Genomic DNA, 12,134 nt, shown 5'->3' with positions numbered 1-12,134 from the left:
ACGCATCCTCTTGTGGCGGCGCCATGCGGGGCGCCGGGGATCGTTGTTGTGATCAGGCCAGGTTAGAGTGCGCGCCGGCACGGCGACGCGCCCGACCGACGACGCCAACCTGTTGACCGAGAATGCCAACCTGCATGACTGAAGCCTCCACCCTGGCCAGCTGGACCCGAGCGCTGCGCCGCCAGCTCGACAGCCTCGGCCTGGACAGCGCCGCCCTGTGCCGTGAGGCCCGCCTCGACCCGGCGCTGATGGACGACCCCAACGCGCGCTACCCGCTGCACGCCACCACCCGCCTGTGGCAACTGGCCGTGGCTGCCAGTGGCGATCCGACCCTGGGCCTGCACACCTCGCGTCACGTGGCGCCCACCACTTTCCATGCCATGGGCCTGGCAGTGATGGCCAGCGGCAGCCTGCGCGAGGTGTTCGAGCGTATCGTGCGCTACCACCAGGTGGTCAGCGATGCGCTGGTGCTGGAGCTGCGCGAGGCCGGCGCGGTGTGCGAGCTGCACCTGCGTCTGCCGCCCGACGGCCCGGCGCCAGCGCCGGAGGCCATCGATGCCTTCGCCGCCATCTATGTGCGTACCTGCCGCAACCGCCTGGGTCGCGACTATGCGCCGCTGTCGGTGCACCTGCGCCGCGCCGCGCCCAGCGACCCGCAACCCTGGCTGGAAGTGTTCCGCGCCCCGGTGCACTTCTACGCCGCCGAGGACATGCTGTGCTTCGCCAGCGTCGACCTCGACCGGCCGTTGACCGACGGCAATCCGGAGCTGGCCGCGCACAACGAGGCAGTGCTGCAGAAGCGCCTCGAGGCACTGCAGCCGGACACCGTGGCGCGCCGCCTGCGCCGCGCCCTTGAGCAGTCGCTGCCGAACGGCGAACCCTCGGCCGAGGCGCTGGCCCACGGCCTGCACCTGAGCCTGCGCAGCCTGCAACGGCACCTCAGCGACGAGGGCAGCAGCTACGAGCAGGTGCTGGCCGACACCCGCCGCGACCTGGCGCAGACCCACCTGCGCGAGGACGACTGCTCGATCAGCGAGGTCGCCTACCTGCTCGGCTTCGCCGATAGCAGCAGCTTCAGTCGCGCCTTCAAGCGCTGGACCGGGCAGAGCCCCAGCCAATACCGCGATTCGCTGCGCAGCTGAACTGTAGTGCGTGGCGAACGGCGCTACAGTCGCTCTCGACACAAACGTTCTAGATATCGAACACGCAAAACAGACCCGCGCATCGCTCCCCGCAACGCTGCAATCCACGCCCAGCCTCGCTTGCGCCCCCATAAACGAGGAAAGCCGACGGAAAGGATGGCCGTTCATTCTTTTTGGTTATTTTGTTGGTTTTATCGAACATAGCTCTTGCCCTTTGCCCACCTTGGCCCTAGGATTCGTTTGACATTTCAAACGCTGGGCAGCGCTATTCGGCTGCCCGCTTTTTTGCTTGATTGCCTGCCCCATCGGCGCCGTGCACCAGGAGAACAACATGCAACTGAAAGACGCCCAGCTGTTCCGCCAGCAAGCCTATGTCAACGGCACCTGGCTGGACGCCGACAGCGGCCAGACCATCAAGGTCAACAACCCGGCCACTGGCGAAATCCTCGGCAGCGTGCCGAAGATGGGCGCCGCCGAAACCCGCCGCGCCATCGAAGCCGCCGACAAGGCTCTGCCGGCCTGGCGTGCACTGACCGCCAAGGAACGCGCCGGCAAACTGCGCCGCTGGTTCGAACTGATGATCGAGCACCAGGACGACCTCGGCCGCCTGATGACCCTCGAGCAGGGCAAACCGCTGGCCGAAGCCAAGGGCGAAATCGCCTACGCCGCCTCCTTCCTCGAGTGGTTCGCGGAAGAAGCCAAGCGCGTCTACGGCGACGTGATCCCGGGCCACCAGCCGGACAAGCGCCTGATCGTGATCAAGCAGCCGATCGGCGTGACCGCGGCCATCACCCCATGGAACTTCCCCGCGGCGATGATCACCCGCAAGGCCGGCCCGGCCCTGGCCGCTGGCTGCACCATGGTGCTCAAGCCGGCTTCGCAGACTCCTTACTCCGCCCTGGCCCTGGCCGAACTGGCGCACCGCGCCGGCATCCCGGCTGGCGTGTTCAGCGTGGTCACCGGTAGCGCCGGCGACATCGGTTCCGAGCTGACCAGCAACCCGATCGTGCGCAAGCTGAGCTTCACCGGCTCCACCGAAATCGGCCGCCAGCTGATGGCCGAATGCGCCAAGGACATCAAGAAGGTGTCCCTGGAACTGGGCGGCAACGCGCCGTTCATCGTCTTCGACGACGCCGACCTGGACGCCGCTGTCGATGGCGCGCTGATCTCCAAGTTCCGTAACAACGGCCAGACCTGCGTGTGCGCCAACCGCCTGTACGTACAGGATGGCGTGTACGACGCCTTCGTCGAAAAGCTCAAGGTCGCCGTAGCCAAGCTGAACATCGGTAACGGCCTGGAAACCGGCACCACCACCGGCCCGCTGATCGACAACAAGGCCGTGGCCAAGGTCGAGGAACACATTGCCGACGCCGTCGGCAAAGGCGCCACCCTGGCCCTCGGCGGCAAGCCGCATGCCCTGGGCGGCAGCTTCTTCGAGCCGACCATCCTGATCAACGTGCCGAACAACGCTGCCGTGGCCAAGGAAGAGACCTTCGGCCCGCTGGCCCCGGTGTTCCGCTTCAAGGACGAGGCCGACGTGATCGCCATATCCAACGACACCGAGTTCGGCCTGGCCTCCTACTTCTACGCCCGCGACCTGGGCCGCGTGTTCCGCGTGGCCGAGGCCCTGGAGTACGGCATGGTCGGCATCAACACCGGCCTGATCTCCAACGAAGTGGCGCCGTTCGGCGGCATGAAGGCTTCCGGCCTGGGCCGTGAAGGCTCCAAGTACGGCATCGAGGACTACCTGGAAATCAAGTACCTCTGCCTCGGCGGCATCTGATTCAAGCATTTCCGTGGGTGTCGGGTAGCAGGCAGAAGCCGTGCTACCCGGCGTCGGCGTTTCCGGTGGTGGCACCGGCTAACCCAGCCGACGGCCAGCGAGTAGACAGCAGTTCGATCATCGTTAGCTGCAGCGTCGCTCGCCCCGTCATCATCCTTGGACCGAGTCGCCATAAGCGGCTTATGAGGACAACATGAGCAAGAACGAATCCCTCCTGCAACGTCGCCAGGCCGCCGTGGCCCGTGGCGTCAGCCAGATCCACCCGATCGTCGCCGAGCGCGCCGAGAACGCCACCGTGTGGGACGTCGACGGCCGCGAGTACATCGACTTCGCCGGCGGTATCGCCGTGCTGAACACCGGCCACCTGCACCCGAAGGTGATCGCTGCCGTACAGGAACAGCTGACCAAGCTGACCCACACCTGCTTCCAGGTGCTGGCCTATGAGCCCTACATCGAGCTCTGCGAAGAGATCGCCAAGCGCGTACCGGGCGACTTCGCCAAGAAGACCCTGCTGGTCACCTCCGGCTCCGAAGCCGTCGAGAACGCAGTGAAGATCGCCCGTGCCGCCACCGGCCGCGCCGGCGTGATCGCCTTCACCGGCGCCTACCACGGCCGCACCATGATGACCCTGTCGCTGACCGGCAAGGTCGCGCCCTACTCCGCCGGCATGGGCCTGATGCCGGGCGGCGTGTTCCGCGCCCTGGCTCCGTGCCCGCTGCACGGCGTCAGCGAAGACGAGTCGATCGCCAGCATCGAACGCATCTTCAAGAACGACGCCCAGCCGCAGGACATCGCCGCGATCATCATCGAGCCGGTCCAGGGCGAGGGTGGCTTCTACGTCAACTCCCCGGCCTTCATGAAGCGCCTGCGCGCCCTGTGCGATGCCCACGGCATCCTGCTGATCGCCGACGAAGTACAGACCGGCGCCGGCCGTACCGGCACCTTCTTCGCCACCGAGCAGCTGGGCGTGACCCCGGACCTGACCACCTTCGCCAAATCGGTCGGCGGCGGCTTCCCCATCTCCGGCGTGTGCGGCAAGGCCGAGATCATGGACAGCATCGCCCCGGGCGGCCTGGGCGGCACCTATGCCGGCAGCCCGATCGCCTGCGCCGCGGCCCTGGCCGTGCTCAAGGTATTCGACGAAGAGAAACTGCTGGAGCGTTCGCAAGCCGTGGGCGAGAAGCTCAAGGTCGGCCTCAACGCCATCGCCGCCAAGCACAAGGTCATCGGTGACGTGCGCGGCCTGGGTTCGATGGTCGCCATCGAGCTGTTCGAGGGCGGTGACCACAGCAAGCCGGCTGCCGAGCTGGTTGGCAAGGTCGTCGCCAAGGCGCGCGAGAAGGGCCTGATCCTGCTGTCCTGCGGCACCTACTACAACGTGCTGCGCTTCCTGATGCCGGTAACCATCCCCGATGCCCAGCTGGAAAAAGGCATCGCCATCGTCGCCGAGTGCTTCGACGAGCTGGTCTGAGGCCTGGCTCACGATCCTGCGTGCCGCCCCTAGTGCATGGGGGCGGTCCAGATTCGCCCGCGGTCTCACCAGGCCGGGCGACTCCCTCATGACCCGCTTCGGCGGGTCTTTTTTTGCCCGGCATTCGGCCATCGCCGGGCCGCGTCGAAGCGAATTGTCTACGCTGCTGGTTACGCGCCGCCTGGCGCCATCCATTCGACACCTGCGGCCCGATAACTCATGCCCAATGTGATCATCGCCGATGCCGACCGCTGGACCGCCGAGCTGCTCGCCCAGCTGGTGCGCAGCCAGCATCCCAATGCCCGCCTGGAGCTGCTCAATGATGTGCCCAGCGTGCGCTCACGCTGCAGCCATGCCCTGCCGGACCTGCTGATCGCCGACTTCAACCTGCCTGGCGGCGGCGGCCTGGAACTGCTGCGCGAGCTGCGCAAGCAGCGCCGCCAGCCACCGCTGCCGTTCTTCCTGATCGCCGCCGGCATCGACGCGCGCAGCGTGCGCGAGGTGATGCCGCTGGCGCCCACCGCCTTCCTCAGCAAACCGTTCGATGTGGAGGACCTCCTGCGCCGCCTGCGCCAGGCCCTGCCGCCGGAGCAGGAGTACAGCCAGAGCCCCGCACCGATCGAGGAAGCGCTGACCGACTACCTGACCAAGCACCGCGAGGACGCCACCGGCGCGCCGCTGCTGCGCAATGTGCAGGAGGCCCTGCGCCGCTGCATGGAGCCGGAAGGCCACGACCTCGGCGAACTGGAGCAGCTGTTCCGCCAGGACCCGCAACTCACCGCGCAGCTGATCGCCGCCGCCAACAGCGCCGCTCAGCACTGCGGCAGCAACTGCCAGACCCTGGCCCAGGCCCTGCCCCGCCTCGGCCTCAAGCAGAGCCTGAATCTGGCCCTGGGCCTGGCGCTGCAACGCAGCATCAGCCTGGAGCAGGAGCAGCTGCAGGAACCGGGGCAGCGCATCTGGCGCCAGTCGCAGCGGGTGGCCAAGCTCGCGCACTGGCTGGCACTGCTGCTGGGCGCCGACGGCGAGCGCTGCTACACCGCCGGCCTGCTGCACCTGCTCGGCGACCTGGCGGTGCTGCGCAGCATTCAGGACTGGTGCGACCTGGGCGGCAGCGAGCTCAGCGCGGAGAAGGTGGAAGGCGCCCTGCGCCAGCACGCGGCCCCCTTCGGCTCGGCCCTACGTACCCGCTGGCGCCTGCCGCTGGAACTGCGCCAGCTGATCGCGGCGTGCTTCCAGCTGGGTAGCGGCGTGTACTCGCGCGAGGCGCTGATCCTGCACCTCGCGCGGCTCGCCAGCGAGCTGCCGGAGGGCGAAGACCCGCGCGGCCTGGCCAACAGCCGCGCGGCGAAGATGCTCGCGCTGAACCCCAGCCTGCTCGGCTCACTGCCCGAGCTGGAGCTGAGCTAGGCCTGCAGGGCTTCGCGCACGAAGTCCAGGCGGTCCTGGCCGAAGAACAGCTCGTTGCCGACGAACATCGCCGGCGCGCCGAACACGCCACGCTTGATCGCCTCGTCGGTGTTGGCTTTGAGCTGGTCCTTGGTCGCCTGCTCGCCGCTCAGCGCCAACAGTTGCTGCGGTTCGAAACCACCCTTGGCCAGCACCTCGCCCAGCACCGCCAGGTCGCCGAGGTTGCGCGCCTCGACCCACATGGCCTCGAAGACCAGCTTGAGGAATGCCTCGAAACGCTCCGGCAGGCGTTCCTGCACCGCCACGGCGGCGCGCATTAGGCCCAGGGTGTTGATCGGGAAGTGCGGATTGAACTGCATCGGCACCTGGTAACGACGGGCATAACGCGCCAGGTCCTGGAGCATGAAGCGGCCCTTGGCCGGGATGGTCACCGGCGAGGCATTGCCGGTGGCCTGGAACACGCCGCCGAGCAGCATCGGCTTGTACACCAGGCTCGCGCCGGTCTCGGCGCACAGCGCCGGCAGCTGGGTCCAGGCCAGGTAGGTGGTGGGGCTACCGAAATCGAAATAGAACTCGACGGTCTTGCTCATGGCGTTTTTCTCTTTTTTGTTTGTTGTTGTCTGTTCGGAGTCGAGGCTGAGCGAGCGGCGCTCAGGCTAGGCGGCGGGTCGGGGAGAAAGCGCAGCTGGCTGTAGCCAATGAGCATTTCGCACCGATTCGCCAACGACGCATCAGCGCCGCGCAGCCAGCCGTTACCACTTCTCCATCCAGGGGCGCAGATCCAGTTCAAAGGTCCAGGCATCGCGCGGCTGGGCGTGCAGGAACCAGTAGTTGTCGGCGATATGATCGGGATCGAGGATGCCGTCCTCATCCTTGCGCGCATAGATGTCCGGGAAGGTATCGCGGATGAAGGCGGTGTCGATGGCACCGTCCACCACCACATGGGCGACATGGATGTTCCGCGGCCCCAGTTCGCGCGCCATGCTCTGCGCCAGGGCGCGTACGCCGTGCTTGGCGCCGGCGAAGGCAGCGAAGTGCGAGGCGCCGCGCAGGCCGGCGGTGGCACCAGTGAAGAGGATGGTGCCGCGGCCGCGGGTGACCATGCGCCGCGCCACGGCCTGGCCGGTGAGGAAAGCCGAGAAGCAGGCCATCTCCCAGATCTTGAAGTACTTGCGCGCGGTCTCGTCGAGGATGCTGCACGGCACGTTGGCGCCGATGTTGAAGACGAAGGCCTCGATCGGACCGATGTCGCGCTCGATGCCCTCTACCAGCGCCGCCACTTCCTCTTCCTTGCGCGCATCGGAGGCGAAGCCGTGGGCCTCGCCTCCGGCGGCGCGAATCTCGTCGACCAGCGGCTGCAGCTTGTCGGCGCTCCGCCGGGTCACGCAGGCCACATAGCCCTCGCGGGCGAAGCGTTTGGCGATGGCTCCGCCGGTCGCATCGCCGGCACCGATCACCAGCACCACCTTCTTGTTGTTCTCGCTCATGCCGCCCACCTCATTGATAAACGATCATTTAGTAAAGAAACGTTATGCTATGCTCGCGGCACTCGTCAAGCAGGATTCCAGCATGCGCTATTCCAGCGAACACAAGGCCCAGACCCGCGAGAAACTGCTCGCCAGCAGCGGCGCCCTGGCCAAGCGCGGCGGCTTCGCGGCTACCGGGGTGGACGGCCTGATGAAGGCCATCGGCCTGACCGGCGGCGCCTTCTATGGCCACTTCGCCTCCAAGGACGAGCTGTTCGCCGCCATCGTCGAGCGCGAGCTGAGCCACAGCGTCGCCCTGCTCGGCACCGGCGAGGGCGGCCAGGACAAGCTGCGCCGCTGCCTGGACATCTACCTCAACATGAAGCACGTGGAGCAGCCGGACAGCGGCTGCGCCCTGCCCACGCTGGGCCCGGAGATCGCCCGCGCCGGCCTCGCCGTGCGCGAGCAGACCGAACACTGGCTGGTGCGCCTGCAACAGGCGTGGGGCGAGGAGCTGCAGGACCCGCAACTGGCCTGGGCACTGCTGGCCCAGTGCGTCGGCGCCCTGGTGGTGGCACGCATGCTGGCGAGCCCCGCGCGCCAGGAGGAAGTACTGGCGGCCAGCCGTACGCTGATCGAAGCGCAGCTGCCGAAAAACCCTCAGGAATATTGATCCAGAGCGGTCTAAGCGGAGCCGCGAAAGCGTTATCCTGACGCCCTGCGCAGCATTTCATCGGGATCGTTTGGCCGGCGTCGGTCCGCCCCGTAGAATGCGCGCCGCCATCCTGGCGCCATTATTTCGCCATCACCCCGAGGCCCTCATGTCCACCCCGGCTGCAACACCGGAAGTTCTCATCGCCGAAGCCGACCCCTGGACCGCCGATCTGCTTACCCAACTTGTCCTGGATATCCGCAAGGACGCGCGCATACAGCGCTTTTCCGATGGCGAATCGGCCCTGGCGCGCTGCCGCCGGCACCTGCCCGACCTGGTGATCGCCGATGGCGAGCTGCCAGGCCTCGACGGCATCGAGTTGCTGCGCCAGCTGCGCCGCCACCCACGCACACCTGCACTGCCCTGCGTGCTGATCAGCAACCGGGTAGACGCCAACAGCGTGCGCGCCGTGCTGCCACTCGCCCCCACCGCCTACCTGGCCAAGCCCTTCAATGCCGAGCACCTGCGCCAACGCCTGAGCAGCCTGCTGCCCAGCGCCTGCAACGAAAGCCATCTCACGCCGACGCCGTTGCTGGTCAACGACCTCGGCCAGTATCTCGACAGCGTTCGCGAGGAGGGTCAGGGCGCACCTCTGCTGGCTGATATCCGTGACGCGGTGAGCAACAGCCTGCGCGCCAGCGAGACCGACCTCGGCCAGCTGGCCCGCGAGTTCGCCCGCGACCCGCAGATCACCGCGCGCCTGATCGCCGCGGCGAACAGCGCCGCCGAGCAGCGTGGAGGTGCCTGCCAGACCCTGCCACAGGCACTGCAGCGCCTGGGCGTGCCGCGCACGCTGAATCTGGTGCTGGGCCTGGCCGTGCAGCGCAACGCCCGCCTGCGCGACCCGCGCCTGGCCGAACTGGCCATCCAGGTCGGCGAGCGCGCCCAGCGCAGCGCCGAGCTGGCCCACTGGCTGGCGGCGCAACTGCGCCTGGATCACGAGCTGTGCTACACCGCCGGCCTGCTGCACAACATCGGCGAACTGGCCCTGCTGCGCTGCCTGCAGGACTGGCAGGAGGCCGGCGGCAGCCTGGCCAACGAGGAAATCGAACTGCACCTGCGCCAGCGCGCCGCCGGCTTCGGCTCGGCACTGCGCATCCGCTGGCGCCTGCCATTCGGCCTGCGCGAGCTGATCGCTGCGTTCTACGCACTGGGCAGCGGGGTATTCTCCCGCGAGGCGCTGGTGCTCAACCTCGGCTCCCAGCTGCTGACCCTGCCCGGCAATCGCGATGCCGGCGAGCTGGTGGAGTCACGCCCGGCGCGCATGCTGCGCCTGAGCCAGGATTTCCTGCGCCGGGTGCCCGGCAGCCTGCTGAGCGCCGTGCCGGGCTAAGCTGCGCCTGCCGCCTGGCGCAGGGCGGCGAGGTCGGATATCTCGATCTCGCCATAGGTCAGGCGCAGCGCGCCGCGCGCCTCGAGGTCCTTGAGGATCTGGTTGGTGGTCTGCCGCGACAATCCCAACATCAGCGCCAGCTGCTCCTGGGCCAGGTGCAGCACCCTCCGCGGCCCGGTCTCGCCGTAGCCCTCGGCCATCATCAGCAGGCGCCGGGCCAGGCGCTGTGCCGCCGGCAACAGGCTCGTCTCTTCCAGGGCGATGAAGGCCAGACGCAGCTTCTGGCTCATCAGCAGGGCGAACTCGCGCCAGTAGCCGGGCTCTCGCGCCAGCAGTGCCAACAACGCGGTCTGTGGCACCTGCAGCAGGCGGGTCGGCCCTTCGGCGTAGGCATCGTGGGTGCGCGGCTGGCCGTCGAACAGGGAGATCTCGCCGAACCAGTAGGGCGGCTCGACCAGCGTCAGCAACGCCTCCTTACCCTCGCGACTGACTGCGCCGACGCGCATCATCCCCTCCAGCACGGCATACAGCCCGCAGGGCGGATCGCCGCGGCGAAACAGGCGCTGCCCCGGTTCCAGCTGCAACAGCCGCGCCTCGGCCAGCAGCGCGGCGCGCAGGGGCTGCGGCAGGTGGCTAAACCACTGGCCGCTTTCCAGCAGGGGCAGATAGGTGACAGGATTCTCGGGCATGGGCTTTGTCGGCTAGCTGACAGTCGTGCAATGGGGGCTGGCGAGATGATGCCACCAACCCTGCCTTGCTGAGGACCATAACAATGAAAACCCTCGTCGATCACCTCGGCCAGTACGCCGAATACCATCGCGACCGTCGCAACATTCTCAGCCACTTCATCGGTATCCCGATGATCGTGGTCGCCGTCGCCGTCCTGCTCTCGCGCCCGGGCTGGGAGATTGCCGGCCTGTGGGCCTCGCCCGCGCTGCTCACCGCCATCGCTGCCGGCCTGTTCTATCTGCGCCTCGATCTGCGCTTCGGCATCATCATGGGCGTCCTGCTGGTACTGAGCCTGTGGGCTGGCGCCGCACTGGCGCAGCAGAGCACCCTGGTCTGGCTGAGCGGCGGCCTCGGCCTGTTCGTGGTCGGCTGGATCATCCAGTTCGTCGGCCACTACTACGAGGGCCGCAAGCCGGCCTTCGTCGACGACCTGATGGGCCTGGTGGTCGGCCCGCTGTTCGTGGTCGCGGAACTGGCCTTCCTGCTCGGCCTGCGCCCCGCAGTCCAGGAAGCGGTCGAGCACCGCGCCGGCCCCACCTGCATCCGCCCGCCCAAGGCCCTGGCCTGATCCCCCTCTCCCGGTGGCCTGGTAGTCCAGGCGCCGGGACGACTACAAGAACGACTCCGTCTGTCGACTTTGCGACACCGCCTCGCTTATTCGCCGTGACTGACGGACGGTCATTCAGCTCCTTGATGACCTGAAAGCCGCGCAACACCCCGCAACCAAGCAGCATCCCAGGCATACCGGCACTTTACGGGCCGCAGCAGGAACTATTGGTCACTGAGTGACTTGTAGTTATCTCACAGTGCCACTTCAGAAATTCTTGATGACCCCGGCATTCGCCTGCACAATGCCGCGCCCCGCCCTGTTGTGGGGCGGTTTGTGCTGATCCCACACACCCGCGTGCCACACGTAGTGCGCTGGTTCATCAGAATGATCACGCAGGAGATTTATCAGTGCACATCGGTGTTCCTCTCGAGACCCACGCCGGGGAGACGCGGGTTGCCGCGACGCCCGAGACCGTCAAGAAACTGGTTGGCCAAGGCCATCAGGTGACCGTCCAGGCCGGTGCCGGCATCAGCGCCAGCATCCCGGACAGCGCCTATGAAGCCGTCGGCGCCAGCATCGGCAACGACGCCGCCGCCTTCGGTGCCGACCTGGTGCTGAAAGTGGTCGCCCCGACCGAAGCCGAACTGGCTCACATGAAGTCCGGCGCAGTACTGGTCGGCATGCTCAACCCGTTCTGCAACGACACCATCGCGCGCATGAACGCCCGTGGGGTTACCGCCTTCGCCCTGGAGGCCGCACCGCGCACCTCCCGCGCGCAGAGCCTGGACGTGCTGAGCTCGCAGGCCAACATCGCCGGCTACAAGGCCGTGATGCTCGCCGCCAACCACTATCCGCGCTTCATGCCCATGCTGATGACCGCCGCCGGTACCGTTAAGGCCGCCCGCGTGCTGATCCTCGGCGCCGGTGTTGCCGGCCTGCAGGCCATCGCCACCGCCAAGCGTCTGGGTGCGGTGATCGAGGCCTCGGACGTACGCCCGGCCGTGAAGGAGCAGATCGAGTCGCTCGGCGCCAAGTTCGTCGACGTACCGTTCGAGACCGACGAAGAGCGCGAGTGCGCCCAGGGTGTCGGCGGTTACGCCCGCCCGATGCCCGCCTCCTGGATGGAGCGCCAGGCCAAGGCCGTGCACGAGAAGGCCAAGCAGGCCGACATCGTCATTACGACTGCCCTCATTCCGGGTCGTAAGGCACCGACGCTGCTCCATGAGAGCACAGTGGCCGAGATGAAGCCGGGCTCCGTGGTCATCGACCTGGCTGCTGCCCAGGGCGGCAACTGCCCGCTGACCGAGGCCGACAAGGTCGTGGTCAAGCACGGCGTGACGCTCGTCGGCCACACCAACCTGGCCGCGCTGGTGCCGGCGGATGCCTCCGCCCTGTACGCCCGCAACCTGCTGGACTTCCTCAAGCTCGTGATCGACAAGGAAGCCCAGTTCCAGCTCAACCTCGAAGACGACATCGTCGCTGCCTGCCTCATGTGCAAGGGCGGTGAAGTCGTGCGCAAGAACGGTTAAGGAGTCGAG

General features: G+C 67.3%; 11 protein-coding genes. 8 read left to right on the top strand and 3 right to left on the bottom strand.

What is annotated here, in order from left to right; all coding sequences use genetic code 11:
• Positions 1-134: 134 nt before the first annotated feature.
• The 4 genes from PTT45_RS19710 to PTT45_RS19695 all read left to right on the top strand — a co-directional run bounded on the left by PTT45_RS19710 (position 135) and on the right by PTT45_RS19695 (position 5,806).
• Positions 135-1,142 (top strand): AraC family transcriptional regulator, encoded by a 1,008-nt coding sequence (locus tag PTT45_RS19710; RefSeq protein WP_273815628.1) that lies wholly within the window; start codon positions 135-137, stop codon positions 1,140-1,142.
• Positions 1,143-1,473: 331 nt separating this feature from the next.
• Positions 1,474-2,925: an NADP-dependent succinate-semialdehyde dehydrogenase gene (gene gabD / locus PTT45_RS19705; RefSeq protein ID WP_273815627.1), complete on the top strand. Its 1,452-nt coding sequence runs from the start codon at positions 1,474-1,476 to the stop codon at positions 2,923-2,925.
• 193 nt (positions 2,926-3,118) lie between these two features.
• Positions 3,119-4,396, top strand: a complete 1,278-nt coding sequence (gene gabT, locus PTT45_RS19700; RefSeq protein ID WP_273815626.1) for a 4-aminobutyrate--2-oxoglutarate transaminase — start codon at positions 3,119-3,121, stop codon at positions 4,394-4,396.
• A gap of 219 nt (positions 4,397-4,615) precedes the next feature.
• A complete protein-coding gene (locus PTT45_RS19695) occupies positions 4,616-5,806 on the top strand; it encodes an HDOD domain-containing protein (protein WP_273815625.1) in 1,191 nt (396 codons plus the stop codon).
• Here PTT45_RS19695 and PTT45_RS19690 read toward each other — a convergent pair.
• Both PTT45_RS19690 and PTT45_RS19685 read right to left on the bottom strand, forming a co-directional pair.
• A complete protein-coding gene (locus tag PTT45_RS19690) occupies positions 5,803-6,396 on the bottom strand; it encodes a 2-hydroxychromene-2-carboxylate isomerase (RefSeq protein ID WP_273815624.1) in 594 nt (197 codons plus the stop codon). The two genes, PTT45_RS19695 and PTT45_RS19690, sit on opposite strands and share 4 nt — an antisense overlap.
• Before the next feature lie 162 nt (positions 6,397-6,558).
• Positions 6,559-7,293 (bottom strand): SDR family oxidoreductase, encoded by a 735-nt coding sequence (locus PTT45_RS19685; RefSeq protein WP_273815623.1) that lies wholly within the window; start codon positions 7,291-7,293, stop codon positions 6,559-6,561.
• Positions 7,294-7,375: 82 nt separating this feature from the next.
• Between PTT45_RS19685 and PTT45_RS19680 the strand changes: the two genes are divergently transcribed.
• Together PTT45_RS19680 and PTT45_RS19675 are read left to right on the top strand one after the other, a co-directional pair.
• On the top strand, positions 7,376-7,945 hold the full coding sequence (locus tag PTT45_RS19680; RefSeq protein WP_273815622.1) for a TetR/AcrR family transcriptional regulator: 570 nt from the start codon (positions 7,376-7,378) through the stop codon (positions 7,943-7,945).
• A gap of 148 nt (positions 7,946-8,093) precedes the next feature.
• Positions 8,094-9,317 (top strand): HDOD domain-containing protein, encoded by a 1,224-nt coding sequence (locus PTT45_RS19675; RefSeq protein WP_273815621.1) that lies wholly within the window; start codon positions 8,094-8,096, stop codon positions 9,315-9,317.
• Here the strand turns inward: PTT45_RS19675 and PTT45_RS19670 are convergent.
• Positions 9,314-10,006: a Crp/Fnr family transcriptional regulator gene (locus PTT45_RS19670; protein ID WP_273815620.1), complete on the bottom strand. Its 693-nt coding sequence runs from the start codon at positions 10,004-10,006 to the stop codon at positions 9,314-9,316. The genes PTT45_RS19675 and PTT45_RS19670 overlap by 4 nt on opposite strands.
• A gap of 83 nt (positions 10,007-10,089) precedes the next feature.
• On the opposite strand from PTT45_RS19670, the gene PTT45_RS19665 reads away from it, so the two are divergent.
• Entirely contained in the window at positions 10,090-10,614 is a 525-nt protein-coding gene (locus PTT45_RS19665) for an Mpo1 family 2-hydroxy fatty acid dioxygenase (protein WP_273815619.1), read from the top strand.
• Between the two features lie 389 nt (positions 10,615-11,003).
• Positions 11,004-12,125: a Re/Si-specific NAD(P)(+) transhydrogenase subunit alpha gene (locus PTT45_RS19660; RefSeq protein WP_273815618.1), complete on the top strand. Its 1,122-nt coding sequence runs from the start codon at positions 11,004-11,006 to the stop codon at positions 12,123-12,125.
• The last annotated feature ends 9 nt before the right edge of the window (positions 12,126-12,134 follow it).

Source organism: Pseudomonas sp. Gutcm_11s, assembly GCF_028649395.1.
Taxonomy (GTDB): domain Bacteria; phylum Pseudomonadota; class Gammaproteobacteria; order Pseudomonadales; family Pseudomonadaceae; genus Aquipseudomonas.
Note: the sequence above shows the minus strand (reverse complement) of the source record. Positions and strands in the feature narration are given on the sequence as shown.

Excerpts from the sequence above, each read along its gene's own strand:
- gabT (WP_273815626.1), top strand. The coding sequence starts at position 3,119 with ATGAGCAAGAACGAATCCCTCCTGCAACGTCGCCAGGCCGCCGTGGCC.
- PTT45_RS19685 (WP_273815623.1), bottom strand. The coding sequence starts at position 7,293 with ATGAGCGAGAACAACAAGAAGGTGGTGCTGGTGATCGGTGCCGGCGAT.
- PTT45_RS19665 (WP_273815619.1), top strand. The coding sequence starts at position 10,090 with ATGAAAACCCTCGTCGATCACCTCGGCCAGTACGCCGAATACCATCGC.
- PTT45_RS19675 (WP_273815621.1), top strand. The coding sequence starts at position 8,094 with ATGTCCACCCCGGCTGCAACACCGGAAGTTCTCATCGCCGAAGCCGAC.
- PTT45_RS19670 (WP_273815620.1), bottom strand. The coding sequence starts at position 10,006 with ATGCCCGAGAATCCTGTCACCTATCTGCCCCTGCTGGAAAGCGGCCAG.
- PTT45_RS19680 (WP_273815622.1), top strand. The coding sequence starts at position 7,376 with ATGCGCTATTCCAGCGAACACAAGGCCCAGACCCGCGAGAAACTGCTC.
- PTT45_RS19695 (WP_273815625.1), top strand. The coding sequence starts at position 4,616 with ATGCCCAATGTGATCATCGCCGATGCCGACCGCTGGACCGCCGAGCTG.
- gabD (WP_273815627.1), top strand. The coding sequence starts at position 1,474 with ATGCAACTGAAAGACGCCCAGCTGTTCCGCCAGCAAGCCTATGTCAAC.
- PTT45_RS19690 (WP_273815624.1), bottom strand. The coding sequence starts at position 6,396 with ATGAGCAAGACCGTCGAGTTCTATTTCGATTTCGGTAGCCCCACCACC.
- PTT45_RS19710 (WP_273815628.1), top strand. The coding sequence starts at position 135 with ATGACTGAAGCCTCCACCCTGGCCAGCTGGACCCGAGCGCTGCGCCGC.